Source organism: Yokenella regensburgei, assembly GCF_003634235.1.
Lineage (GTDB): Bacteria > Pseudomonadota > Gammaproteobacteria > Enterobacterales > Enterobacteriaceae > Yokenella > Yokenella regensburgei.
This window is the reverse complement of the sequence record NZ_RBIZ01000003.1, coordinates 1,365,546-1,391,196: the sequence shown is the minus strand read 5'-3', so window position 1 is coordinate 1,391,196 and position 25,651 is coordinate 1,365,546. Positions and strand designations below refer to the sequence as shown.

Genomic DNA, 25,651 nt, shown 5'->3' with positions numbered 1-25,651 from the left:
AACCCGGACAACTCCGTCAATTACAACAGCGTGACGATGGGTGGCACGACCTACGATAACAGCACCCATACCGGCGGTACGACCATTACCAACGTGGCGGACGGTGCTGCGCCGAGCGATGCGGTGAATTTCTCGCAGCTGACGCAAACCAATACCCAGATTGCCAATATCTACAACACGGGCACCAAATACTTCCACGCCAATTCCACCGGAACGGATTCGTCCGCGCTGGGTCTGGATGCGGTGGCGATTGGCCTGAGCGCGGTGGCCAATCATGACAACGATGTGGCCCTGGGCGCAAACTCCGTAACCGGCACGACAACGGGTACTACCGGCGTCACGCTGCTTGGCACACAGTACTCCTTCGCTGGCACCACACCAGCGAGCCAGGTCAGCGTAGGCTCCGTGGGCAATGAACGTCTGGTGACCAACGTGGCGGCGGGCAACCTGAGTGACACCAGCACCGACGCGGTTAACGGCTCTCAGCTCTTTAGCACCAACACCGCGCTGACGACGCTGGGCGATAGCCTGGCAGCGCTCGATACCGGCTCGGTGAAATACGATCGCAACCCGGACAACTCCGTCAATTACAACAGCGTGACGATGGGTGGCACGACCTACGATAACAGCACCCATACCGGCGGTACGACCATTACCAACGTGGCGGACGGTGCTGCGCCGAGCGATGCGGTGAATTTCTCGCAGCTGACGCAAACCAATACCCAGATTGCCAATATCTACAACACGGGCACCAAATACTTCCACGCCAATTCCACCGGAACGGATTCGTCCGCGCTGGGTCTGGATGCGGTGGCGATTGGCCTGAGCGCGGTGGCCAATCATGACAACGATGTGGCCCTGGGCGCAAACTCCGTAACCGGCACGACAACGGGTACTACCGGCGTCACGCTGCTTGGCACACAGTACTCCTTCGCTGGCACCACACCAGCGAGCCAGGTCAGCGTAGGCTCCGTGGGCAATGAACGTCTGGTGACCAACGTGGCGGCGGGCAACCTGAGTGACACCAGCACCGACGCGGTCAACGGTAGCCAACTGTTTGCCACCAATACTGCACTGAACGGCGTATCGACGCTGGTGGGTTCATTACAGCAGGATGCACTGCTTTGGGATTCTGCGCTGGGTGGCTTTAGCGCCAGCCATGGCGGAACGGTTATCAACAAAATTACCAACGTCGCGCCAGGGACGCTTTCGCCAACCAGCACCGATGCGGTTAACGGTTCACAGTTGAATCAGACCAACCAGAACGTCACTAACCTCGATAACCGCGTCACAAATGTTGAAAACGTGGTGAATAACAACCCACTCAACCGTTATGTGAAGGTTAACTCTACCGGCCCTGCGGCCAGCGCGACGGGGAGCGATGCTGTCGCGGTTGGTCAGGGAACCGATGCTTCTGGTAATGACACGGTTGCTATTGGTAACGGTGCCTCCTCAACGGCAGACAATGCGGTTGCGTTAGGGGCGGGTTCGGTCGCCGATCGTGAGAACAGCGTTTCCGTTGGTTCGAAGGGGAACGAGCGGCAAATCACCAACGTTGCGGCGGGAACGGAGGATACCGATGCGGTTAACGTTGCTCAGTTGCGCTCGGCAACCGGGGATATTACCGAAGTTAAGAATATCGAAAACAATCTGGTTTCGGGCCGTGATGGCATGTTCCAGGTCAACAACTCCAGCAATCTGCCTAAGCCCGTGGTAAGCGGAAACGATGCGGTTGCCGGTGGTGCAGGATCTGAAGCGTCGGGTAATAACAGCACCGCGTTAGGGACGCGTTCGAAAGCGACGGCAAACAACAGCGTTGCGCTGGGGAGTGACTCTGTCGCCGACCGGGCAAATACCGTTTCTGTAGGCTCTGTCGGTAATGAGCGGCAGATAGCTAACGTCGCGGCAGGGACGCAGGGTACTGATGCCGTCAACCTTAATCAGTTGAATAAAGGGATCAGCAGCGCCAACGATTACACCGACAAACGATTCGGCGACCTTAAAAACATGGTCGATGAGCGTGATGACAAACTGAGCGCGGGGATTGCGGGCGCAATGGCGATGGCGTCCTTGCCTCAGCCTTATAGCGCAGGTGGCAGTATGGTTGGGATCGGTGGTGGTACTTACCAGGGACAGTCAGCGGTATCGCTTGGAGTATCAACCATTTCGGATAACGGCAAATGGGTAACAAAACTTTCAGGAACCACTAACAGCCAGGGCGACCTTGGTGCGGCTGTCGGAGTGGGTTATCAGTGGTAAATAAAAGCCCGGGCGTTACGCCCGGGATTCTGAAAGAAATATGTGGATAATGATTATGTTCAAGACTAACAAAGCGTTTTATCTTCTCTCTATTGCGTTAGGTACGCTGTTACTCAGCGCCTGTACCCGTTCTGTCAGCGATGTGGATGCTCAGGGGAAAACAGGCGCGCCGGTATTTCCTGATGCGACCTCGGCGGTGCGTCCGGAGGGGAGTTACGTTAATGTGGCTAACCTGACGCAGGTTAAACCAGGTATGACGAAAAATCAGCTGTATGAATTGATTGGGGTGCCACATTTTAAAGAAGGTATTATTAGAGTAAAAGAGTGGGATTACATTTTCCACTTTACGCAACAAGATAAAAGCGTTCTGACCTGTCAGTATAAAGTCTTGTTCAATAATGACATGCAGGCGTCGAGTTTCTATTTTAAACCGGATAACTGTCTGGAGAGATTGCGAGCATCACCGACGAAACCCGTTAAACCTCCGGTAGGCAGAACGCTGGCCGCAGCAAGCCTGTTTACTTTTGGTAGCGCCGTATTAAGCCCGGAAGGAAAGACACAGATTCATCAGATGGCGACGGAGCTGAATAAATCATCATCAGTATTAAGCAAAGTGGTGATTACCGGTCATTCGGACAGAATTGGTCATGAAGATAAAAACCAGGCTTTGTCGATGGCGCGCGCTGAGGCGGTTAAATCACTTCTGGTGGCTGACGGTATTCCAGCCTCGACGATCGAAACCCGGGGAATGGGATCGACTCAGCCGGTTGTTATTTGTCCCGGTAAGGCCACGCCTGCTGTTATTGCCTGCCTTGCTGAAAATCGACGAATGACGATTGATGTCGTGGAGAAGTAAAAATATGCTTTCGTTTCGTATTCAGGCCGTCTTAGGTGGCCTGCTTTTTATCAGCGCCGGGCAGGCATTTTCTGCGGCACAGAATTTTCCGGTAAAAACGGTGAGTATGCCTGCGTGGAATATTATTACTGATACGCTGATGAAAATGACGCCGCTTATTGAAGGGCGCCGTGATGATGGTGTGATGTCATTGGTTTGCGATCTTGCCAGAGGCAATAAATCCCAACGTGATATTGATGATATGCTGCAGAAAAAGAATATTGATATGCAGGCGCTAGCCAAAGCGCCGGATGCCATGCGTTTATTAGTGAATCATGATATAGCGGCTCAGCAAACGGCCTGTTCGGTGTATCTGATGACCTCATTATTTGTACCGGTCGATAATTCTGTCTATATGCAAGAAGACACATCGGCCACAAAAAAAGGGGAAGCAGGTAAGGAAACCGCCAAGACAGATAAGGCTAAAGCGGGGGCGAACGTAAAATCCTCAGTGGCAAAAGTTTTCAATCAGCCACGTTTTGAGGCAGACGTAAGAGCGCAGATTGCCATTGCCCAGGCGACGGCTCAACTCTATGCCATCGTGGCCGGAAATCTTGAGCGCAGTAAGGGTGAATCATGGGGGTTTTACCAGGCCAGCACGACGCAAATGATAAGTGACTATGCGCCTGATTTTCTCAAGACCGTCACCGCGTTTTATCAGAATGGAGCCCCCGGTTCGTTGGCAATTCGACAGCTCACGGCTAAGGGCTATGATGTTTTTGATGCTAATAATCATCAACTTCAGAGGGATCAAAACGAGTTCCTCTTCCGGTCAAGAAACGTTGATTGGTTGGGGAACAGCAGTATTATGGGCAAGCCGTATTACGTCGCTCTAAAAATCATCAATGTAGAAGAGAACAGCAAGGGGGCTCCTCAGCATAGTAAGAAAAGATAACAGGAATAAAAAAGCGCCGAAGTTCGGCGCTTTTTTGTTGGCTGGAGAAGGTGACTGCAATAACCATTTTTCGCGATTTACAATTACTTGAAAAGACTGAACCAGCGCTGCAAGCGGTAAAGCGCATTTCGGTTTTGTAATTCGAGTTTTTTAATAATAGCATTGCGGTGTGAATAAATTGTTTTGCCATTCTTTTTTAGTTTCTCGGCTGTTTCATCAACGCTGTTTCCTTGCATCAAACACTCCATGACCTGTAGTTCGCATTGACTGAGCGATAATCTGGCTTTATAGCATTCCTTTTTTTCAAAGAGCAGTATTGAGGTTAAGATATCGCTTAATTTGGCTTTTTTGTTAATGAGAAGTAATCCAATATCACGAGCAAGGATCTGTAATGCGTAATAATCCAGATCATTGTCAATGAATATAATGGGTTGCGAACTGGTGGCGTGGATGGAGTCTTTTACGCCATGCTTTAATATGTACTCATTATCAAAAAAAGCGAAAGTTCCATGTGCTAAACCACTCGGAATAACTTCAGCGAGGCCAATAGCAAAAAACTTGTCATTGCAAAATATAAATTCGTTATTGGAATTCATAGAAATGAACAAACTCAATAGAAAGTGAATGCGTTTTTAGTTACCTGTACCTGCTTGTGTATTATTTCTTGAAAGTATTTTTGGATCCATCATTTATTATTGAGATTCATAATTAAATTAATTATCTGTTGCGCAGAATAACTTACTTTCATAAAATAAAAAAACAAAACGCATCACTCACTTTCCCACTAATTATAGAGTGTTCTGCTGTCAGCTTCAGTAAATCATCAGTTTACTAAATATAATGAGTATTTATGTGTATTCAAATGTGTAAGGATAATCATTTATATTGAAACTTATTTGAACTTGACGTTCTGTATGGATAAATTCCAGGACAGTTATTAGGAGTTTTCCTGGCTTGTTCTGGCAATGGAGAAAAACTGGCAGCATTAACAACAGTCGTTATACTTTTCCCCAACAAAATAACCACATAAAAATAATGGTTATTAGCTAGCACGTGAGGGATAAGATGACGAAAGTGATAATTGTCGGAGCCGGAGTGGGCGGTTTAACCTTAGCATTGGCGCTGCATGAACGCGGGATCGTAAGCCAGATTTATGAGGCACACGATCGGGTAAAAACGGTAGGTGCCGGAATTAACCTGCAGGCGTATGCGGTGAAAGTACTACATCAACTGGGTATTGCTGAAGAACTTAGCAACAACGCCATCTGCCCGGAAGAGTCTGCCTACATCAGTGCCGCAGGGCAGACGCTCTTCAAAGAACCTCTTGGTCATCACGGTGGAAGCGATTTCCCTCAGTACTCCATCCACCGTTACACATTGCAGAAAATCCTCTGCGACGCGGTACAGAAACGCCTGGGGCAGCATGCCGTGCAGTTCTCTACCCGGGTGAACGCTTTTTCACAGGATGAAAACGGTGTGACGGTACAGTTTGAAGGCGGTGACACAACTGACCGCGCGGATGTACTGGTGGGCTGCGACGGCGTTCACTCGATAATCTGCCACCAGATGTATCCCGATAACAGTGCCGTTCGCCTGCCGGGCATCACCATGTGGCGCGGAGTGGCACGTAATATTCCTCCGTTCTCGCGCCACCGGGTGCTGCGAGCAGGGCGCCTTGAGAGCGGTAAGCTCATCGCTTATCCCATCAAAGATCCCGATGACGACACCGCGATTCTGTGGAACTGGGTGGCTGAGCTGCATACCGGCAAGAAAGCGAAAGTGGAAAAAACCAGCGTGGTGGCGATAAATACGCTCCCTGAAGTGTTCAATATGCTGCAGCTTGGCGAGTTAGACGGTGAGCAGCTTATTCAGAACTCAAGCCACGCGTTGTGTCTGCCAATGGCCGATCGCAAACCGCTGCCGAACTGGAGTATTGGTAAGGTCACGCTGCTTGGCGATGCGGCGCACCCGATGTATCCCGTGGGTTCCAACGGTGCCGGACAGGCAATCATTGATGCCGCGACGCTCGCCGAATGCCTGCAACAGCAGTCTGTAGAGGAGGCGCTCCAGCTTTACAACACCCTGCGCCGCCCGGCGGTGAGTAAACTGGTGGAGGGCGATCGGTTAGGTGGTCCGGATGTGGTATTGAACGAAATGCACCGTATTGTTGGCAGTCTGCATGTCCCGGAAGGGATGCTGCCTGGCCTGCAGACCACCTTCCACGAGAAAATCAGCCGCTATCGTAAAAGCGTGGGCATCTTAATCACCTAATCGCCACAGGACGGTTCGTTTGTTATCATCCGGCGCTCATCCGTTACCCCATGAGCGCTGGACCATGCTGAACCATCGCCTGCTGTATCAACGCTATGGCGATCCCGCCTCGGTGCTGCAACGGCAGTCTGTCCCCTTAACGACGCGAGAAAATTCACTTCTGCGGGTGCGAATGCGCTTTGCGCCAGTCAATCCTTCCGATCTTATCCCGGTTACCGGAGCCTACCGCCACCGCACTACGCTGCCCGCGGTTGCGGGTTATGAAGGACTGGGAACGGTTGAGCAGGTACCGCCATCCCATGCGGCGCTGTTGGGCCAGCGGGTGCTGCCGCTTCGCGGTGATGGTACCTGGCAAACGTATCTGGATATTGCCCCGGACTGGCTGATACCGGTACCCGACGCCATTCCTGATAGCCTGGCGGCTCGGGGCTATATTAACCCGCTCACCGCGTGGCTGATGCTGACACGCTGGCCAGTGGCGGGAAAACACGTGGTGCTGACGGCGGCATCTTCTTCCTGTGCGGCGTTATTAGGGCAGTGGGCGCTACGAATGGGGGCAGCGTCGGTGACCGGGATTTTACGCTCGCCGGAGCATGCACCACGTCTCATTGGATGGGGCATGATGCCGCTGCTGGCGGATAACCTGACTGAGATCCGCAACGCCTGTCGCCGTGCGGACCTGGTGTTTGACGCCGTCGGCGGCGCGCTGGCTACCGCTATCCTTCATTTCCTGCCGCCCGCCGCCACGCTTATCTCATACGGACTGCTTTCTGGTGCACCAATCACCTTTAGCCACGGCACGGCGCGGGTGGCGAAATTTCATCTGCGTGAAGCGCTGCCGGGATTGAGCATTGAAGCGTGGCAGCACGCCTTTCGGCAACTCTGGCAACTATTGCCCACCACAGCGTTGCCGGAGGTGCAAATCGTTCCGTACCGGGAATGGCGCGAGGCGCTGAGGCTCTGCGGTGGGAAATACAAAGTGGTGCTGGACTTCAGGGACGCAGAATGAAAAAGGGGGCCGCAGCCCCCTCAATTATTTTTCCTTCTTCTCACCCAGCGTCGGTGTCTCATCGAAGAAGTTCCACGGCTTCAGCAGCGCATGCACCCATTCGGTTGGCATAATCGGCCACTCTTCCGCGCGGGCGACGTGGGTCGTGCCGGTGGTGATCCACACCACATCGTCATGGTTGTCCAGCGACTCGTTGTCTTTGCTGTACTGTCCAAGCCCGGTGTCATGCATCGAGCGGTTCGGATACTTACCTTCCGGGTAGCGTTCGTCCGGATGGTAACGCGTGACCCACAGCTGTTTGTCCATAAAGCTCAGGCGGTGGTAAATCCACTCGTCCGGTGCAAACTTCGCACCGGTGGCGACCGGATGGGTGCCGCCCGCATAGGGAATAATCTGGTACGACACCGGGTTGCCCATCCGGTTCTCTTTGGTGGTGTTACTCAGCAGGCGAATGGTGCCCGGGTCAAACTTCTGCGCGGCCTGCTGTTCGCTGTTGATGGTGTACTGATTGATTTGCATGGTGCTGGTGCGCGGGCCACCGGCGGTGTTGGGCTTCACCTCTGGATCCATCGCCACCAGCGTGTTGTTCTCACCGTCCACGTCGAGATCGAGGCGGAAGTTATAGATGTGCTGGTGGGTGGTGCCGACAATGTTGTGGTCGATAAGCGTGCCGTAGCGGGTATCATCTTTCGCCGACGGATCGTGCATGGTCTTTGCCTTCACGCCTTTGACCGCTTCAATCCCGGTGGCACCGGCATCGATACCGATAGTGCCATTCTCGTGGAACACCCAGTCGAAGATATAGTCGTAGTTGCCAACGGTGCTTATCCAGCGGACCACCAGCTCACGCCGCTCGGTGCTGACGTTAGGTTGTCCCATCTCCTGATGTTTGTATTCCGGCCCGGCATAGCGTTCGAAGACGGCAATGGCGCGAGGAATGTCCATTGGTGCACCGGTGTAGTCGGCGATGGTTTCATTGAGCAGCACGGCGTTCGACGGCGCATCTTTTCCACGGGCGATAGGCGAGGTCAGGGTGCCCATGCCGTAATCGCCGGAGTCGAGGTAGGCTTTGAAGTACCAGCCGATATCCGGGTCGCCGTAGGGCACAATCATCCCGCCGAGCGATCCTTCATACATGATTTTGCGTTTTTTACCGTTATCGTTATAGGTGACGGTGGAGAGGATTGGCCCCACGCGTGAGTTAAGCCGCAGGTGGAAGTCCCAGTTCTGCCAGTGGATCATGTCGCCGGTGATGGTGTAATTCTTACCCTCTGGCTCAATGATATCGAGCGGCTTAACCGCCGCCTGCACGCGGTCTCGTCCGTCATAAGGGCGTGGTGTTAACGGAACCGGGATCACCGCGCCTTATTCAATTTTGATAATTTTCTTCTGCTCAAGATCAACCACCGCCACCAGATTTTCAATCGGATGCGCCCAGTAGTTGCCGTCACCGACATCAAGATAGCTCACGACTTTAAGCAGACGGTCTTCCTGTTTCAGCCCGTCCTTGCCGTCAAAATAGCCGACGGTGAGCGGGGTGGTGATCACTTTTTTGGTATCGGTGATCCCGTGCTTTTTCAGCACCTCGGCGAACGCTGTGCTGTCGTTAATCACCTGCTGCACGGTGGCGAAATCATCAAGCAGCACCATGCCGTGGGCATCTTTGACGGGCTGCCAGGAGACCACTTTTTTACTTTGCAGGTCGACGACACCTTCAATCACATGTTTACCGTCGAGCATAATCACGTTGGCCATGCGCGGAGCATCCACCGTTTTGCCGGTCAGGGCAAAATCCCACACCGCGGCTTTGTCAGGCTCGCGCAGCGAAATCTCGGTAAAGCGAGTATTCGGTTTAAAATCGGCAGCCGTTTTAACGATCTCCACCGCGGTGCGGATCTCCGCGGCGGTCAGTGAATTCAGCGGATGCGGTTTCTTTTCAACCTGGAACGTCTGGTCGAGGCCGGACTGAAACACATCGTTGATGAAGGTATCGGAAATCCAGGCTTTCTTGTCTTTCATCACTACAGGCACCTGCAGGGTGAGCGGCTTGCCGTTTACGATGGCGGTTTTCGCCCCCGGCTTCACTTTGACGTAGGCCCCGTCTTTAATCAGCGTAAACACCTGTGCGTAATCATCCCACTGAACGTCGGCGCCAAAATCCTGCAGCGTTTTTTCCATCGGTACCATATGCGCTTCGCCACCGTGGGCGAAAACCGGAGTTTGCCAGGTACAGCACAGCGCAACGGCCAGGGCCAGCGCTGTTTTACGGGGAGAAAGAAGAGAGCGGCTTCCCATACATGACCTCATTGTTGTTGTGTTTTTGAAGTGGTGACAGCGTCATCGTGCCAGCCTTTAGCCGTTGGCGTTTGCCTGCTCCTGCCAGGTTATTTGTCAGATGTGCCAGGTTGGTTTTTTTGTTGGCCGGGTGGCGAATGCCACCCGGTAAGTACAGTCAGATCAAGCGCTGAAGTCGCCGGTCTTACGCGCAACAAGGGTCAGGATGGAGTACAGCGCCACCGGCTGCTGATGCTGGTTGAACACTTCCACCGCCCATTCCACCACGCCGGTCGGGCGCTCTTCGGCGGTACGCTGGCGTTTCACCGTTTTCCGTTTGCAGGTGAGGCGCACCTGGATGGTATCGCCAGGTTTCACCGGCTCGATGAAGCGCAGATTTTCCATTCCGTAGTTGGCAATTACCGGCCCGACGCCATCATCAACGAACAGCCCGGCCGCCGCGGAGATGATGAAATAGCCGTGCACCACGCGTTCGCCAAAAAGCGATTCCGCCGCGGCGATTTTGTCCATGTGGGCGTAGAAGTGATCGCCGCTCAGACAGGCAAAATTGACGATATCCGCTTCCGTCATGGTACGACGCGGGGTGAGCAGGCTGTCGCCCGGCTGCAGCTCTTCAAAGTATTTACGGAATGGATGGATCCGGTCTTCCGTCACCTGGGCTCCACGCACCCACTGCTGGCTGATGGCGGCGAGCATGGTCGGGCTGCCCTGGACCGCGGTGCGCTGCATGTAGTGTTTAACCGCGCGCAGGCCGCCCAGCTCTTCGCCACCGCCGGCGCGTCCCGGGCCGCCGTGCACCAGCTGCGGCAGCGGGGAGCCGTGCCCGGTGGATTCTTTAGCGGACTCAGCATTCAGGATCTGAATACGCCCATGGGCACGCGCTGCACCCAGGATAAACTCGCGCGCAAGCGTAGCGCTTGCGGTCACCAGCGTCCCGGCCAGGCTTCCCTGACCTGCGCGCGCCAGTGCCAGCGCATGTTCGGCGGAGCGATAAGGCATCAGGGTCGCGACCGGGCCGAAAGCCTCCACGGCGTGAACTTCCGGGGTTTCATCCGGCTGAGCGCAATAGAGCAGCGTTGGCGGGAAGAAGGCTCCGGCTTCGTTGAGACTGGCTTTACCACCAAGGCGAACTTCACACCCGGCTGCAATCAGCGTATCAACTCTTTCCTGCACATCCTGACGCTGCTCGCTGTTGATAAGCGCGCCCATCTTCACCCCTTCCTGCGCGGGATCGCCAACAACCACTTTCTCAAGCTTTGCTATCAGCGCGTCGCTTACCGCCTGCACCTGCGCCTGCGGCACGATAATACGGCGAATAGCGGTACATTTTTGCCCGGCTTTGGCGGTCATTTCACGTACTACTTCGCGAATGAACAGGGCGAATTCAGGCTGCTCCGGCGTAACGTCGTCACCAAGGACCGCGCAGTTTAGCGAATCGGCCTCCATGGTGAAGGGCACTGAGTTAGCTACCAGATTCGGATGCACGCGCAGCGCCTGACCCGTGGCCGCCGAGCCGGTAAAGGTCACGACATCCTGGGTATCAAGCTGGTCGAGCAAATTGCCAGCGCCGCCGCAGATAAGGCTCAATGCGCCTTCCGGCAGCAAACCACTGTCGACAATCGCTTTCACCATCGCCTGCGCCACCTGTGCGGTGGCGGTGGCGGGTTTCACGATGGCGGGCATACCCGCAAGCCACGTTGGCGCCAGTTTCTCCAGCATCCCCCAGCAGGGGAAGTTAAAGGCGTTGATATGCACCGCGACGCCAGATTTTGAGGTCAGGACGTGGCGTGCCGCAAAACCGCCTGCTTTAGAAAGCGGGATCAGTTCATCTTCCGGCCACAGGGTGTCATCGGGCAGTTCGCGTCCGCCGAGGCTTGCGTAGGTAAACAGGGTGCCGATACCGCCTTCGATATCCACCCAGCTGTCGGCGCGGGTCGCCCCGGTTTGTGCCGACAGTGCGTAAAAGGTCTCTTTCTGCTCCAGCAGATGGCGGGCAATCGCTTTCAGCATCGCCGCACGCTCAATAAACGTCATCGCCTGCAGCGCTTTACCGCCGCGCTCAATGGCAAAACGGCGGGCTTGTGCCATGTCCAGCCCTTCACTGGTCACTTCCCACAGCGCTTCACCGCTGATGGCGTGGTGAATGTGCCGTTCGCGGCCACGGCCTGCCTGCCACGAGCCGGATAAGTAACTGGTTAATTGCTGCATCGCGTATCTCCAAAGTGTTACGTGTCGTTGTGTTACATAGTTTGATTATGAATCATAAAAATCAAGACTGAATTTAATAATTTATTAACAGTGAGATCGTTGTCGAAATGGTGTTGTTAGTTATTTCATTGATATTTATTAAATTAATGAAATCCGCTGCGAGCGTCATCACAGAATAAACAAACATAATTTGTGGTTTAGGTTAACCATTATGTAACGTTTCCAAAACAAAGTGATTCACAAATTGTCTATACTTGAGTTAATCGGAATCATAAAAAGGTGATGACGTGACAGAAGAGCAACGCTTTAACGAACGCATCGAGCAGGAGACGGCCATCGAGCCGCAAGACTGGATGCCGGAGGCCTACCGCAACACGCTGATCCGCCAGATTGGTCAGCACGCGCACTCCGAGATCGTCGGCATGTTGCCGGAAGGCAACTGGATAACCCGTGCCCCCACGCTGCGCCGCAAAGCGATTCTGCTGGCAAAAGTGCAGGACGAGGCGGGTCACGGACTCTACCTGTACAGCGCCGCCGAAACCCTGGGCTGTGCGCGGGAAGATCTGTATCAAAAGATGCTCGACGGCAAGATGAAGTACTCCTCCATCTTCAACTATCCGACCCTCAACTGGGCCGATATCGGCGTGATCGGCTGGCTGGTCGATGGTGCCGCCATCGTCAACCAGGTCGCGCTGTGTCGTACCTCTTATGGCCCCTACGCCCGGGCGATGGTGAAAATCTGTAAAGAGGAGAGCTTCCATCAGCGGCAGGGCTTTGAGGCTTGCCTGGCGCTGTCGAAGGGCAGTGAAGATCAGCGGCAGATGCTGCAGGACTCCATCAACCGCTTCTGGTGGCCAGCGTTAATGATGTTCGGGCCGAACGATGACAACTCGCCGAACAGCGCCCGAAGCCTGGCGTGGAAAATCAAACGCCATTCCAACGACGAGCTGCGCCAGCGCTTTGTCGATAACACCGTACCGCAGGTCGACATGCTGGGAATGACCGTGCCGGACGTGGCGCTGCAGCTTGACGAAGAGAGCGGTCATTACCGTTTTGGTGAGATCGACTGGCAGGAATTTAACGACGTGGTGAGCGGTCGTGGGATTTGTAACCACGAACGTATCGCCGCTAAACGCAAGGCGTGGGAAGAGGGTGAATGGGTGCGTGAAGCCGCGCTCGCCCATGCACAGAAACTGCACACCCGTGACGTCGCCTGAGGAGAACACAATGAGCAATGTCTACTGGCCATTATATGAAGTATTTGTTCGAAGCAAGCAGGGGCTTTCGCACCGTCACGTGGGCAGCCTCCACGCGGCCGACGACCGCATGGCGCTGGAAAATGCCCGTGATGCCTACACGCGTCGCAACGAAGGCTGCTCTATCTGGGTGGTGAAGGCGAGTGAAATCGTGGCCTCGCAGCCGGAAGAGCGCGGCGAGTTTTTCGACCCGTCAGAGAGCAAGGTGTACCGTCACCCGACGTTCTACACCCTGCCTGACGGCATTGAGCACATGTGAGGTGGCGATGACGACTCAGGATCCTATCGCCACCTACGCCTTACGGCTTGGCGACAACTGTCTGGTGCTGGCGCAACGCCTTTCGGGCTGGTGCGGACATGCACCGGAGCTGGAGATTGACCTGGCGCTGGCCAACATCGGCCTCGACCTGCTGGGGCAGGCGCGTAACTTCCTCGCCTATGCCGCAGAGCGCCGTGGCGAAGGTGATGAAGATCAGCTTGCCTATTTTCGCGATGAGCGCCAGTTCCTGAACCTGCTGTTGGTTGAGCTGCCGAACGGCAACTTCGCCGATACGCTCGCCCGTCAGTATCTGATGGACGCCTGGCACGTGGCGCTGTTCAGCCGCCTGACCGCCAGCCGCGACTCGCAAATCGCTGCCATTGCGGCCAAAGCGATTAAAGAGGCGCGCTACCACCTGCGTTTCAGCCGCGGCTGGGTCGAGCGTCTTGGGCGCGGCACGGCGCTTTCAACCCACCGTATGCAGCAGGCGCTGGAAAACGTCTGGCGCTTTAGCGCTGAACTGTTCGACGCCGATGCGCTCGATATCAGCCTGAGCGAGCAGGGTATCGCCGTCGATCCGCGTACGCTGCGCGCGCCGTGGGAAGAAGAGGTGCTCGCCGGGCTTAAAAATGCCGGGCTGTCGGTGCCTGCTGACGCGCCTTACCGCACGGGGGGGAAACAGGGCCTGCATACCGAACATCTCGGGCCGATGCTGGCAGAAATGCAGTATCTGCAGCGAATGTACCCCGCACAGCAGTGGTAACCGGAGGAGGTCAGCATGCAACGTCTTGCCACTATTGCTCCCGCTGAAGTTCGCCAGATTTGGGCGCTGCTGGAGCAGATCCCGGATCCGGAAGTGCCGGTGCTCTCCATCACCGATTTAGGGATGGTACGCAGCGTGTCGCCGCAGGGTGAAGGCTGGGTGATTGGCTTTACGCCGACCTATTCCGGCTGCCCGGCAACCGAACATCTTCTGGGCGAGATCCGCGCGGTGATGACCCGTCACGGTTTTACCCCGGTGCATATCGTCCTGCAGCTCGACCCGCCGTGGACCACCGACTGGATGAACGCCGGGGCCCGCGAGCGCCTGCGCCAGTACGGTATCAGTCCGCCGCAGGCGCATGCCTGCCATGCCGGATTGCCTCCGGCGGTGAGCTGCCCGCGCTGTGGCAGCACGCATACCACGCTTATTAGCGAATTCGGTTCGACGGCCTGCAAAGCACTGTACCGCTGCGACAGCTGCCGTGAACCCTTTGATTACTTTAAATGTATTTGAGGTTGCCATGACCACGTTTCATTCACTTACGGTGGCAAGCGTCGAACCCCAAACCCGCGACGCGGTAACGATCACCTTCGCGGTGCCCGAGGCGCTGCAGGCGGCCTACGCCTTTCGTCCCGGGCAGCACCTGACGCTGAAAGCGCGTCTGGGCAATGAAGAACTGCGCCGCTGCTACTCCATCTGCCACCGGGCAAAACCGGGTGAGATCAGCGTGGCGGTAAAAGCCATTGAAGGCGGCCGTTTTTCTAACTACGCCCGCCAGGAGATTAAAGCCGGTATGCAGCTTGAGGTGATGGTGCCCCAGGGACTGTTTGGCTACCAGCCAGAGGTGGGGCACTGTGGGAACTATCTCGCCATTGCCGCCGGCTCCGGCATCACTCCGATGCTGGCTATCGTTGAGAGCACGCTGGCCACCGAAACAGAAAGCCTGTTCACCGTTATCTACGGCAACCGCAGCAGTCAGAGCATGATGTTTCGCCAGACGCTGGCGGATCTGAAAGACCGCTACCCAACCCGCCTGCAGCTGGTGTGCCTGTTCAGCCAGGAGAGCCTCGACGGTGACCTGCTGGAGGGGCGCATCGATGCCGTGAAGCTTGAAGCGCTTTCTCAGCGGTTGATTAACTTTACCCAGTTTGATGCAGCCTATATCTGCGGCCCAACCGTAATGATGGACGAGGCCGAAGCGGCGCTGCTGGCCCTCGGCGTGCCGAAGAAATCGGTTCACCTTGAGCGCTTTAATACCCCGGGCGGCAGTATCCGTCACGCCAGCAGCGTGCAGGCGGGCGGCCAGACGGTGACCGTGCGCCAGGACGGTCGTGAGCGTCTGGTGACGCTTACCGCCGATGACGAAAGCATTCTTGATGCGGCCCTGCGCCAGGGCGCGGATTTACCGTATGCCTGCAAAGGCGGCGTCTGCGCCACCTGCAAATGCAAAGTGCTGCGCGGCAGCGTTTCGATGGCGACCAACTACAGCCTGGAAGCCGACGAACTGGCGGCGGGCTATGTCCTGAGCTGTCAGTCGCTGCCGACCACGCCGGACGTGATTGTCGATTTTGATGCGAAGGGGATGGCATGAGCGAACTGCTGATAACCCAGCACGACCGCGTGCTGCTGCTGACGCTCAACCGGCCGCAGGCACGAAACGCGCTGAACAATGCGCTGTTGCTGCAGCTTGCCGAAGCGCTGGAAGCGGCGGCGCAGGATGCGGACATTGGCGCCTGCGTCATCACCGGCGACGAGCGTTTTTTTGCCGCCGGTGCGGATCTCAACGAAATGGCGGACAACGACCTCGTTGCCACGCTGAACGACACCCGCCCGCAGCTGTGGGCACGAATCGACGCGTGCAAAAAGCCGCTTATCGCCGCGGTTAACGGCTATGCGCTGGGGGCGGGCTGTGAGCTGGCCCTGCTGTGCGACATCGTGATGGCCGGTGACAACGCCCGTTTCGGCCTGCCGGAAATTACCCTAGGCATTATGCCGGGCGCGGGCGGCACCCAGCGTCTTATTCGCAGCGTAGGTAAATCGCTGGCAAGCAAAATGGTGCTGAGCGGCGAAAGCATCGACGCACAGCGTGCGCTGCAGGCGGGGCTGGTCAGTGATATCTGCCCACCGGCGCTGACCGTTGAATACGCCGTGAAGCTTGCCACCACCGTTGCCGGACGTTCACCGCTGGCGCTACAGGCGGCGAAACAGGCGCTGCGCCAGTCGCAGGAAGTGAGCCTGCATGCCGGGCTCCAGCTCGAACGCCAGCTGTTCACGCTGCTTGCGGCTACCGACGATCGCGCGGAAGGCATTGCCGCTTTTCGCGAAAAACGCACCCCAACATTCAAAGGACGTTAACGATGGATGCTTTCATTCTTTGCGCAGTGGAGCAGGGCGTGATGACCCTGACCCTCAATCGCCCGGATCGTCTGAACAGCTTTAACGACGTGATGCACCAGCAGCTTGCCGAGTGCCTGAAGCAGGCCGAGCGCGACGACAGCGTGCGCTGTCTGCTGATTACCGGCGCCGGGCGCGGCTTTTGTGCCGGTCAGGATCTCAACGACCGTAACGTCGACCCGCTGGGCAATGCGCCGGATCTCGGGATGTCGGTAGAGAATTTCTATAACCCGCTGGTGCGCCGCCTGGCGGCGTTGCCAAAGCCGGTTATTGCCGCGGTGAACGGCGTGGCGGCCGGTGCCGGGGCGACGCTGGCGCTCGGCTGCGACATGGTCATCGCTGCGCGTTCAGTGAATTTCATCATGGCCTTTAGCAAACTGGGGCTTATCCCGGACTGCGGCGGCACCTGGTTTTTACCACGCGTTGCCGGGCGCGCCCGGGCGCTGGGACTGGCGCTGATGGGCGATAAGCTCAGCGCCGAGCAGGCGCTGCAGTGGGGAATGATCTGGCAGGTGGTTGATGACGAACAGCTGGCGGACACCGCGCTGACGCTGGCGCGCCATCTGGCGGCTCAGCCGACCTACGGCCTCGGCCTTATCAAGCAGGCGATGCTGGCGGCAGAAACCAACACGCTGGACGAGCAGCTCACCCTCGAGCGTGACTACCAGCGTCTGGCAGGCCGCAGCCCGGATTACCGCGAAGGGGTTAGCGCGTTTCTGGCGAAAAGACCGCCTCAGTTTAGTGGAAAGTCCTCATGAGCCCTCGTATTCATACCGTTGCCGTGATCGGTAGCGGCACCATGGGGGCCGGGATCGCTGAAGTGGCGGCGGCGGCGGGGCATCCGGTGCTGTTGTACGACATCGCAAGCGAAGCGTTAACCCGGGCGGTGGACGGTATTCGTCGCCGTCTCGAGTCGCGGGTGACGCGCGGAAAGCTCAGCCAGGATGCCTGCGCGGCAACGCTCGCCCGCCTCTTTCCGGTTGCGGATATGCAGGCGCTGGCCTCGGCGGATCTGGTCATTGAAGCGGCGAGCGAGCGTCCGGAAGTGAAAGCGGCGTTGTTCAGCCAGCTTGCGGAAATCTGCCCGGCGCAGACCCTGTTGACCAGCAACACGTCATCGATTTCGATAACCGCGATTGCGGCCGGAGTACGCCATCCGGAGCGCGTGGCGGGGCTGCACTTTTTTAACCCGGCACCGGTGATGAAGCTGGTGGAAGTGGTGAGCGGTATTGCGACCTCGACGGGAGTGGTTGAGCAGCTATGCCAGTGCGTCAGCGGCTGGGGTAAACAGCCGGTTCGCTGCCGCTCCACGCCGGGATTTATCGTTAACCGCGTTGCCAGACCTTTTTATGCCGAGGCGTGGCGGGCGCTGGAAGAGCAGGTCGTTGACGCGGCGGTGATTGATACCGTGCTGCGAGAAGCGGGTGGCTTCCCGATGGGGCCGCTGGCGCTGACTGACCTGATTGGTCAGGACGTCAACTTCGCCGTGACCTGTTCGGTATTCAACGCCTTCTGGCAGGAGCGCCGTTTTCTGCCCTCGTTAATTCAGCAGGAGCTGGTGCTGGCAGGACGACTGGGTAAAAAGAGCGGGCAAGGGGTTTACGCCTGGCCGCAGGGTGCCCCGGAAGTCGCGTTTTATCCGGATGTGAAGCACCTTGCGCAGCAAACTCAACCATCAGGTGACAGTGTCACTATTGATGGCGTGCTGGTCACGCATTGCGATGGTGAAACCGCTCTGGAAAAGGCCAGCAGGCTGAAGCGTCCGGTGGTGGTGGTGGACTATAGCGAAGGCGACGTGGTTGCTGTTGCCGCCGCCGCCACTAACAGCCAACGGCAGACGGAAACGGCCATCGGCTGGCTGCAGCGGCAGGGCAAAAAAGTGCTGCTCATCGCCGACTATCCGGGTCTGCTGGTAAGCCGCACTCTTGCAATGCTGATTAATGAAGCGCTGGACGCGGTGCAAAAAGGAGTGGCCAGCGAGGCGGATATCGATACCGCGATGCGCCTTGGGGTGAACTATCCGCACGGCCCGCTGCAGTGGGGCAGCAACCTCGGCTGGCAGCGCGTGCTGACCCTGCTTGAGAACCTGCAACGCCATTACGGGGAAGAGCGCTATCGTCCCTGTTCGTTACTGCGCCAGCGTGCGCTTCTGGAGAATCGTCATGAGTCATAACGCCTGGCACAACGCTCGCGTGATGTATGAGAACGACGCCTGCGCGCAGGCGTTGGGGATCGATATTGTCGAAATGGACGACGGCTATGCGGTGGTCACGATGAAGGTGCAGCCGCAGATGCTGAACGGGCATCAGACCTGCCACGGCGGGCAGCTTTTTTCTCTGGCCGATACCGCTTTTGCCTACGCCTGCAACAGCCAGGGGCTGGTGGCGGTGGCCTCTGCCTGCTCGATTGAGTTTCTGCGTCCGGGGCTTGCGGGGGATACCCTTACCGCCACCGCCTGCGTGAAGCATCAGGGCAAGGTGGCCGGGGTGTACGACATTGAAATAGTGAACCAACATAATAAGACCGTTGCCCTGTTTCGCGGAAAATCACACCGCACCGGCGGCACGATTACAGGAGAAGCCTGATGCGCGATGCATTTATCTGTGATGGTGTCCGAACCGCGGTAGGCCGCTACGGTGGCGCACTTTCCGGCGTTCGCGCCGACGATCTGGCGGCAGTACCGCTGCGCGCGCTGTTAAGCCGTCATCCGCAGCTCGATGCGGCGCTGATTGATGATGTCATTCTCGGCTGTGCTAACCAGGCCGGAGAAGATAACCGCAACGTGGCGCGTATGGCTACGCTGCTTGCGGGGCTGCCGCAGACGGTCTCCGGTACCACCATCAACCGCCTGTGCGGTTCCGGGCTTGATGCGCTGGGCTTTGCGGCACGTGCCATTCGTGCGGGCGATGCCGATCTGCTGCTGGCGGGCGGGGTGGAGTCGATGTCTCGCGCCCCGTTCGTGATGGGGAAAGCGACCACCGCGTTTTCCCGCCAGGCGGAGATGTTTGATACCACTATCGGCTGGCGTTTTGTGAATCCGCTCATGCTGCAACATTTTGGTACTGACAGTATGCCGGAAACGGCAGAGAATGTAGCTGAATTGTTAAATATCAGCCGTGCGGACCAGGATGTTTATGCCTTGCGTAGCCAGCAGCGTACCGCTCAGGCCCAGCGCAACGGCATTCTGGCGCAGGAGATTGTGCCGGTCGAAATTAAAGGCAAAAAAGGGGCCATTCTCGAAGTGAAAGAGGACGAGCACCTGCGCCCGGAAACCACCCTTGAACAACTGGCAGCGTTAAAGACACCGTTTCGTCACAACGGCTGCATCACCGCCGGGAACGCCTCGGGCGTCAACGATGGTGCTGCGGCGCTGATCGTCGCGAGTGAGAAAATGGCATTGTCACAGGGCCTGACGCCGCGGACGCGCATCGTGGCGATGGCCACGGCGGGCGTGGAGCCACGCCTGATGGGGCTTGGGCCGGTGCCGGCAACCCGCAAAGTGCTTGAGCGCGCGGGGCTGAATATTAACGATATGGATGTGATTGAGCTGAACGAAGCCTTCGCCGCGCAGGCGCTGGGCGTTCTCAGACAACTGGGGCTCCCGGATGATGCCCCGCATGTGAATCCCAACGGTGGCGCCATCGCGCTTGGCCATCCGTTAGGCATGAGTGGGGCCCGACTGGCGATTGCCGCCAGCCATGAGCTGCACCGACGCGGCGGCCGTTATGCGCTGTGCACGATGTGTATCGGTGTGGGTCAGGGCATCGCCATGATCCTGGAGCGTGTTTGATCTGTGAGCTAATCAACCTGCGAGTACCCTATAATGATAACGAAAACCATGCTTGACCCGATTGAAACCGCCTCCCGTGACGAACTTCAGGCGCTGCAGACTGAGCGCATGAAATGGACGCTGAATCACGCGTACCAGAACGTCCCGATGTATCGCCGTAAGTTCGATGCGGCGGGCATTCACCCTGACGACTTCAAAGAGCTTGCCGACATCCGCAAATTTCCCTGCACCACCAAGCAGGATCTGCGGGACAACTATCCGTTCGACACCTTCGCGGTGCCAATGGAGAAAATCGTGCGTATCCACGCCTCTTCCGGCACGACCGGTAAACCAACGGTCGTAGGCTATACGCAAAATGACATCGATACCTGGGCAAACCTGGTGGCGCGTTCGCTGCGCGCGGCGGGTGCCAGTGCGAAAGACAAAATTCACGTGGCTTATGGCTACGGTCTCTTTACCGGCGGACTCGGCGCGCACTACGGGGCAGAACGCCTCGGGGCGACGGTTATCCCGATGTCCGGCGGTCAGACGGAGAAACAGGCGCAGCTTATCCGTGACTTTCAGCCGGATATCATCATGGTGACGCCATCCTATTGCCTGAATCTGATTGAAGAGCTGGAGCGGCAGATGGGCGGTGATGCCCGTAGTTGTTCGCTGCGGGTAGGGGTGTTTGGCGCCGAGCCGTGGACCCAGGCGATGCGCAATGAGATTGAGCACCGTCTTGGGATCACCGCGCTTGATATCTACGGCCTGTCGGAAGTCATGGGGCCGGGCGTGGCGATGGAATGCATCGAAACCGCCGACGGCCCGACCATCTGGGAAGATCATTTCTATCCGGAAATCGTCAACCCGGATACCGGTGTGCCGCTGGAAGACGGCGAACTGGGCGAGCTGCTGTTTACCACGCTCACCAAAGAGGGGCTGCCGGTTATCCGTTATCGTACCCGCGATTTGACGCGTCTGCTGCCGGGAACGGCGCGCACCATGCGGCGAATGGACAGGATCAGTGGACGCAGCGACGATATGCTGATTATCCGTGGCGTGAACGTCTTCCCGTCACAGCTGGAAGAGGAGATCGTTAAGTTCGAACATCTCTCCCCGCACTATCAGCTGGAGGTCAACCGTCGCGGGCATCTTGATTCGCTTTCGGTGCGGGTTGAGCTCAAAGAGAGTAGCCTCAGCCTGACCCACGAACAGCGCTGCCAGGTGTGTCATCAGCTGCGCCACCGCATCAAATCAATGGTGGGGATCTCAACCGACGTCACCATCGTCAACTGCGGCAGTATCCCGCGTTCTGAGGGTAAAGCCTGCCGGGTGTTCGATCTGCGTAAGGTCGCGGCTAACGGTTAAAAGACGTGTAATCTGAATCCCTCTCCCAATGGACGAGGGATTCAGACGAGGGCAACAGAATCCGTGCTATGATTCAGCCAGGATAAAAAAGATAAAAGAATGAATCAGATGAGTAAACTCGACGCTTTTATTCAACAGGCGGTTTCCTCCGTTCCCATCAGCGGTACATCGTTAATTTCTTCTCTGTATGGTGATGCACTGTCGCATCGTGGCGGTGAAATCTGGCTCGGGAGCCTGGCAACGCTGCTGGAAGGGCTGGGTTTTGGTGAACGTTTTGTGCGCACGGCGCTGTTTCGCCTCAACAAAGAGGGCTGGCTGGACGTTGACCGCGTCGGGCGACGAAGCTACTACCGGCTCAGCGATAAAGGCCTGCGTCTGACCCGCCGTGCCGAAGGCAAAATCTACCGCGCCGAGCAGCCCGCCTGGGACGGTACCTGGCTGCTGCTGCTTTCGGAAGGGCTGGATAAATCGACGCTGGCGGATGTCAAAAAACAGCTCATCTGGCAGGGATTTGGTACGCTGGCCCCGAGCCTGATGGCCTCGCCGTCGCAAAAGCTGGCGGACGTACAGGCGTTGCTGCATGAGGCCGGAGTAGCGGAAAACGTTATCTGCTTTGAGGCACATTCCCCGCTGGCGATGTCGGTGGCAGCACTGCGCTCAAGGGTCGAAGAGTGCTGGCAGCTGACCGAGCAGAACGTGATGTACGAATCGCTGATCCACTCCTTCCGCCCACTGCTGCCGCTGCTGCGGGACGCCGGGCCGGAGGAGCTGACGCCGGCGCGCTGTTTTCAGATCCAACTGCTATTGATTCACTTTTATCGTCGCGTGGTGCTGAAAGACCCTTTACTGCCGGAGGCGTTATTGCCTGCGCACTGGGCCGGACAGGCCGCGCGTCAGCTGTGCATTAACATTTATCAACGCGTGGCAGCAGGAGCGCTGAGCTGGGTAAGCGAGAACGCGGAAACGTCGGTGGGCGAACTGCCGCCGCCGGGAAGCCAGTTTTACCAGCGCTTTGGCGGGCTGCATCTGAATAAGGAGTGAGTATGCCGGTTTATCAAATCGACGGCCTGACCCCGGTCGTACCTGAAGAGAGCTATGTTCATCCTACCGCGGTGCTGATTGGCGACGTGATTCTGGGCAAGGGGGTGTATGTTGGCCCGAACGCCAGTCTGCGCGGCGATTTTGGGCGTATTGTGGTGAAAGATGGTGCCAATATTCAGGATAACTGCGTGATGCACGGTTTTCCGGAGCAGGACACGGTGGTGGAAGAGGACGGACATATTGGCCATAGCGCCGTGCTCCACGGCTGCATCATCCGCCGCAATGCGCTGGTTGGCATGAATGCGGTGATTATGGATGGCGCGGTGATCGGCGAAGACAGCATCGTCGGGGCGGCGGCCTTCGTAAAAGCGAAAGCGGAGATGCCCGCCAGACACCTTATCGTCGGCAGTCCGGCAAAAGCGATTCGCCCGCTCAGCGACAGCGAGATCGCCTGGAAAGTGCGCGGCACCCGTGAGTATCAGGTGCTGGTTGAACGCTGCAAACTGACGATGCATCAGGTTGAACCACTGCGCGAAGTCGAAGCCGGGCGCAAACGGCTGGAGTTTGGTGATGACCTGCGGCCAAAATCCGCTGAGTAACCGGCTGTTAATTAGCCCTCTCGGGTGAGAGGGCTAAAAGGGTGCGTCAGGCATCAAACCTCGCCGTCTGACGCGGGGATTGCTCCCCGCGTGCGTCAGCTACTTCCTCGATTCGTAAGCGAGAACAGCCTTAATCTCCATACCACGCTCTTTTACGCTTAACTCACATAACGTCTCGCGTACCAGAAACGTGAATCCGAGTACTGCGATACACAGTACAATGATTGCCACGAGGGCGTACTTCGTCAGCATGTTATTGCCTCCTTGCTAAGAAGAGACTAACATCCAACCTGCTGTGGTTTGGAGTGTTAGCCCCGGGTTGATAGAACTATCACCTGGGGCTTTTCACTAACTGGCTCCTGCCAGCGGCCTGAGACCAGACAGCCTCAAGCACCCGCGCTGATTCTATGCCTTTCCCTTTCTGCCAACAGCAGATCATGCCGGTTTTACGAGCCTGCTCGTAAAGTAAATTGACACCGTCTTTTTCTGATCGTTTCTGCGACAAATATTGGCCCGAAAGTGCCGCTTTTGGTGCTGCGAGTGGCTTCTGGCCGCGCGTGGTTTGCTCAATAATTTCTCCGACATTTGATACCTCAACGGAGAAAGATAATGAAAAACCCCCTTCGCTATGCGTTACTGGCAACGATGATGTCAGCCATTACCCAGCAAGCTGTGGCACAGGAGAACACTTCAGTGAATACGAAAACCATTCGTGAAATGAGCGGTGCGACCGCCGTGACGTCGCTGTCGGCATCGAAAACGGCGCTGATTGTTATTGATATTCAGAACGAGTATTTCACCGGGAAAATGGTGATCCCGGATGGTATGCAGGCGCTGAACAACAGCAAAAAGCTGGTGAACTTTGCGCATCAGAAGGGCATGCCGGTGTTTTTCGTGCAGCACGTTGGTGCGAAAAACGACCCGCTGTTTGCCGAAGGTTCGGTGTATGCCGAATTTCACAAAGACCTGTTGCCTGGCGCCAACGACATCACGGTGAAAAAGGCTACGCCCAGCGCCTTTGTTGGCACCAGTCTCGATGCGCAGCTAAAAAAACGCGGTATCAATCAGCTGGTGGTGACCGGGCTGATGACTCATATGTGCGTGTCGTCGACCGCGCGAGATGCGGTACCGCTCGGCTACAGCGTCATCATTCCTGAAGATGCGACGGCAACCAGGGATCTGAACGACTGGCAGGGTGGAGTGGTCGACCATCGTGTTCTGCAACGGGCTGCGCTTACGGCCGTCGCCGATGTATTTGCGGAAATTAGCACCACCGAGCGGGTGCTGGCGCTGCCGGTTGAGCCGTAACCTGCAACCTTTTAACACCGCGCAGCCGTCAGGGAAGTCCTGTCCTGTACTGGCTTAACATCTCTGGAGGCTGCTCACATGGGCGTGAAAATTGGCATTGTGGTTTTTGATGGGATCATCCCTTTTCATCTTTCGGTTCCCTGTGCGGTGTTTGAAAAAGCCGTCACTAGCGGGGGCGATGCGCTCTGTTCACTGACTATCTGCGCCACGAGACCCGGTACCTTAAATACCAACGCTGGATTCGCCATCGTCGTTGAAAATGGTCTTGATGCCCTGGGCGATATGGACATGGTTATCGTCCCCAGTTGGGATATCCCACAGCATATTCCGGAGCCAGAACTGGTGGCGGCGCTGCAACGGGCGCATACGGCCGGGGCGCTGGTGGTGGGGCTTTGCATGGGCGCTTTTGTCGTCGCCGCCGCCGGGCTGCTGGCTGGCCGACAGGCCACCACCCACTGGCGCTGGGCTGCGGATTTTCAACGGCGTTACCCAAATGTACGCGTGGATCACGACGTGCTGTACATTGACGAAGGGGACGTGATTACCTCTGCCGGAACCGCAGCCAGCATCGATTGCTGTCTGCACGTGGTACGCCGATTGTGGGGGGCGGAGATTGCCACTACCGTGGCGCGACAGCTGGTGGTGCCGCCGCATCGGCAGGGCGGTCAGGCGCAGTACGCAGAGCATCCGGTACAGAATACCCGCCAGGGGGATAGTTTTTCTCGCACTCTTGCCTGGGCCAGTGAAAATCTGCAATTACCCCTGACGCTGGATGGGGTAGCCGAAAAAGCCGGCATGAGTCGGCGCAGCTTTTCCCGCCGCTTTCGGCAGAATACCGGCAGTAGTTTTGCGGTCTGGCTGTTGAATCAGCGCATTATTCTCGCGCAGCGATTTCTTGAAAAAACCGATCAACCGATTGAGCTGATTGCCGGAGAAGTCGGGTTACCGTCAACAACGTCGTTACGACGTCACTTTCAAAAACAGTTTTCGACGTCCCCTTCACGCTATCGTCGTGAGTTTCGCGGGCGTTAAAACAGAAAACCCTCCCACCGGGCGGTG

Annotated in this window: 23 protein-coding genes and 1 pseudogene; 20 read left to right on the top strand and 4 right to left on the bottom strand. The window is 56.9% G+C overall.

Annotation, left to right across the window (positions count from 1 at the left end; all coding sequences use genetic code 11):
- The 3 genes from C7387_RS23120 to C7387_RS06850 all read left to right on the top strand — a co-directional run.
- Positions 1 to 2,259: YadA family autotransporter adhesin (locus tag C7387_RS23120; RefSeq protein ID WP_244922352.1), on the top strand; the 2,259-nt coding region annotated here is incomplete at its 5' end.
- Positions 2,260 to 2,314: 55 nt separating this feature from the next.
- Entirely contained in the window at positions 2,315 to 3,115 is an 801-nt protein-coding gene (locus C7387_RS06855) for an OmpA family protein (RefSeq protein WP_244922351.1), read from the top strand.
- Between the two features lie 4 nt (positions 3,116 to 3,119).
- The gene (locus C7387_RS06850; protein WP_120816363.1) at positions 3,120 to 4,049 is read left to right on the top strand and encodes a hypothetical protein; all 930 of its coding nucleotides are present in this window, start codon (positions 3,120 to 3,122) and stop codon (positions 4,047 to 4,049) included.
- Between the two features lie 83 nt (positions 4,050 to 4,132).
- Here C7387_RS06850 and C7387_RS06845 read toward each other — a convergent pair whose 3' ends face one another.
- Positions 4,133 to 4,645, bottom strand: a complete 513-nt coding sequence (locus C7387_RS06845; protein ID WP_120816362.1) for a helix-turn-helix domain-containing protein — start codon at positions 4,643 to 4,645, stop codon at positions 4,133 to 4,135.
- 469 nt (positions 4,646 to 5,114) lie between these two features.
- Between C7387_RS06845 and C7387_RS06840 the strand changes: the two genes are divergently transcribed.
- Both C7387_RS06840 and C7387_RS06835 read left to right on the top strand, forming a co-directional pair.
- Positions 5,115 to 6,320: an FAD-dependent monooxygenase gene (locus tag C7387_RS06840; RefSeq protein ID WP_120816361.1), complete on the top strand. Its 1,206-nt coding sequence runs from the start codon at positions 5,115 to 5,117 to the stop codon at positions 6,318 to 6,320.
- Positions 6,321 to 6,384: 64 nt separating this feature from the next.
- Positions 6,385 to 7,329, top strand: a complete 945-nt coding sequence (locus tag C7387_RS06835) for a zinc-dependent alcohol dehydrogenase family protein (protein WP_166791141.1) — start codon at positions 6,385 to 6,387, stop codon at positions 7,327 to 7,329.
- A gap of 24 nt (positions 7,330 to 7,353) precedes the next feature.
- On the opposite strand, the pseudogene tynA reads toward C7387_RS06835, so the two are convergent.
- Positions 7,354 to 9,624 (bottom strand): annotated as a pseudogene (gene tynA / locus C7387_RS06830) (primary-amine oxidase).
- Positions 9,625 to 9,786: 162 nt separating this feature from the next.
- Positions 9,787 to 11,832 carry a phenylacetic acid degradation bifunctional protein PaaZ gene (gene paaZ, locus C7387_RS06825; RefSeq protein ID WP_120816360.1) on the bottom strand — a complete coding sequence of 682 codons (2,046 nt, stop codon included), beginning with the start codon at positions 11,830 to 11,832 and terminating at the stop codon, positions 9,787 to 9,789.
- Between the two features lie 287 nt (positions 11,833 to 12,119).
- Here paaZ and paaA point away from each other — a divergent pair, with 287 nt between their 5' ends.
- The 13 genes from paaA (at position 12,120) to paaY (ending at position 23,284) form a co-directional block, all read left to right on the top strand.
- Entirely contained in the window at positions 12,120 to 13,049 is a 930-nt protein-coding gene (paaA, locus tag C7387_RS06820; protein ID WP_120816359.1) for a 1,2-phenylacetyl-CoA epoxidase subunit PaaA, read from the top strand.
- Between the two features lie 10 nt (positions 13,050 to 13,059).
- On the top strand, positions 13,060 to 13,347 hold the full coding sequence (gene paaB, locus C7387_RS06815) for a 1,2-phenylacetyl-CoA epoxidase subunit PaaB (RefSeq protein WP_006819819.1): 288 nt from the start codon (positions 13,060 to 13,062) through the stop codon (positions 13,345 to 13,347).
- A gap of 7 nt (positions 13,348 to 13,354) precedes the next feature.
- Positions 13,355 to 14,110, top strand: a complete 756-nt coding sequence (gene paaC, locus C7387_RS06810; protein WP_006819820.1) for a 1,2-phenylacetyl-CoA epoxidase subunit PaaC — start codon at positions 13,355 to 13,357, stop codon at positions 14,108 to 14,110.
- Between the two features lie 15 nt (positions 14,111 to 14,125).
- Positions 14,126 to 14,623, top strand: coding sequence for a 1,2-phenylacetyl-CoA epoxidase subunit PaaD (gene paaD / locus C7387_RS06805; RefSeq protein WP_006819821.1), 498 nt, complete (start codon positions 14,126 to 14,128; stop codon positions 14,621 to 14,623).
- A 7-nt stretch (positions 14,624 to 14,630) separates the two neighbouring features.
- The gene (gene paaE / locus C7387_RS06800) at positions 14,631 to 15,701 is read left to right on the top strand and encodes a 1,2-phenylacetyl-CoA epoxidase subunit PaaE (RefSeq protein ID WP_120816358.1); all 1,071 of its coding nucleotides are present in this window, start codon (positions 14,631 to 14,633) and stop codon (positions 15,699 to 15,701) included.
- On the top strand, positions 15,698 to 16,465 hold the full coding sequence (paaF, locus tag C7387_RS06795; protein WP_006819823.1) for a 2,3-dehydroadipyl-CoA hydratase PaaF: 768 nt from the start codon (positions 15,698 to 15,700) through the stop codon (positions 16,463 to 16,465). The genes paaE and paaF overlap by 4 nt, the downstream gene beginning before the upstream one ends.
- A gap of 2 nt (positions 16,466 to 16,467) precedes the next feature.
- A complete protein-coding gene (paaG, locus tag C7387_RS06790; RefSeq protein ID WP_006819824.1) occupies positions 16,468 to 17,262 on the top strand; it encodes a 2-(1,2-epoxy-1,2-dihydrophenyl)acetyl-CoA isomerase PaaG in 795 nt (264 codons plus the stop codon).
- Positions 17,259 to 18,677 carry a 3-hydroxyacyl-CoA dehydrogenase gene (locus C7387_RS06785; protein WP_120816357.1) on the top strand — a complete coding sequence of 473 codons (1,419 nt, stop codon included), beginning with the start codon at positions 17,259 to 17,261 and terminating at the stop codon, positions 18,675 to 18,677. The genes paaG and C7387_RS06785 overlap by 4 nt, the downstream gene beginning before the upstream one ends.
- Positions 18,667 to 19,089, top strand: coding sequence for a hydroxyphenylacetyl-CoA thioesterase PaaI (gene paaI, locus C7387_RS06780; RefSeq protein ID WP_006819826.1), 423 nt, complete (start codon positions 18,667 to 18,669; stop codon positions 19,087 to 19,089). The genes C7387_RS06785 and paaI overlap by 11 nt, the downstream gene beginning before the upstream one ends.
- Positions 19,089 to 20,294 carry a 3-oxoadipyl-CoA thiolase gene (gene pcaF, locus C7387_RS06775; RefSeq protein WP_120816356.1) on the top strand — a complete coding sequence of 402 codons (1,206 nt, stop codon included), beginning with the start codon at positions 19,089 to 19,091 and terminating at the stop codon, positions 20,292 to 20,294. Before paaI ends, pcaF begins: the two co-directional genes overlap by 1 nt.
- Positions 20,295 to 20,327: 33 nt before the next feature.
- Positions 20,328 to 21,644, top strand: a complete 1,317-nt coding sequence (paaK, locus tag C7387_RS06770) for a phenylacetate--CoA ligase PaaK (protein WP_120816355.1) — start codon at positions 20,328 to 20,330, stop codon at positions 21,642 to 21,644.
- 99 nt (positions 21,645 to 21,743) lie between these two features.
- Entirely contained in the window at positions 21,744 to 22,685 is a 942-nt protein-coding gene (paaX, locus tag C7387_RS06765; RefSeq protein ID WP_006819829.1) for a phenylacetic acid degradation operon negative regulatory protein PaaX, read from the top strand.
- Positions 22,686 to 22,687: 2 nt separating this feature from the next.
- A complete protein-coding gene (paaY, locus tag C7387_RS06760) occupies positions 22,688 to 23,284 on the top strand; it encodes a phenylacetic acid degradation protein PaaY (protein ID WP_006819830.1) in 597 nt (198 codons plus the stop codon).
- Positions 23,285 to 23,383: 99 nt separating this feature from the next.
- Here the strand turns inward: paaY and C7387_RS06755 are convergent, their stop codons facing one another.
- Positions 23,384 to 23,536, bottom strand: a complete 153-nt coding sequence (locus C7387_RS06755; protein WP_006819831.1) for a Hok/Gef family protein — start codon at positions 23,534 to 23,536, stop codon at positions 23,384 to 23,386.
- A 357-nt stretch (positions 23,537 to 23,893) separates the two neighbouring features.
- Between C7387_RS06755 and C7387_RS06750 the strand changes: the two genes are divergently transcribed.
- Positions 23,894 to 24,592, top strand: a complete 699-nt coding sequence (locus C7387_RS06750) for a cysteine hydrolase family protein (RefSeq protein ID WP_120816354.1) — start codon at positions 23,894 to 23,896, stop codon at positions 24,590 to 24,592.
- Between the two features lie 78 nt (positions 24,593 to 24,670).
- A complete protein-coding gene (locus C7387_RS06745; protein ID WP_120816353.1) occupies positions 24,671 to 25,624 on the top strand; it encodes a GlxA family transcriptional regulator in 954 nt (317 codons plus the stop codon).
- Positions 25,625 to 25,651 lie beyond the last annotated feature (27 nt).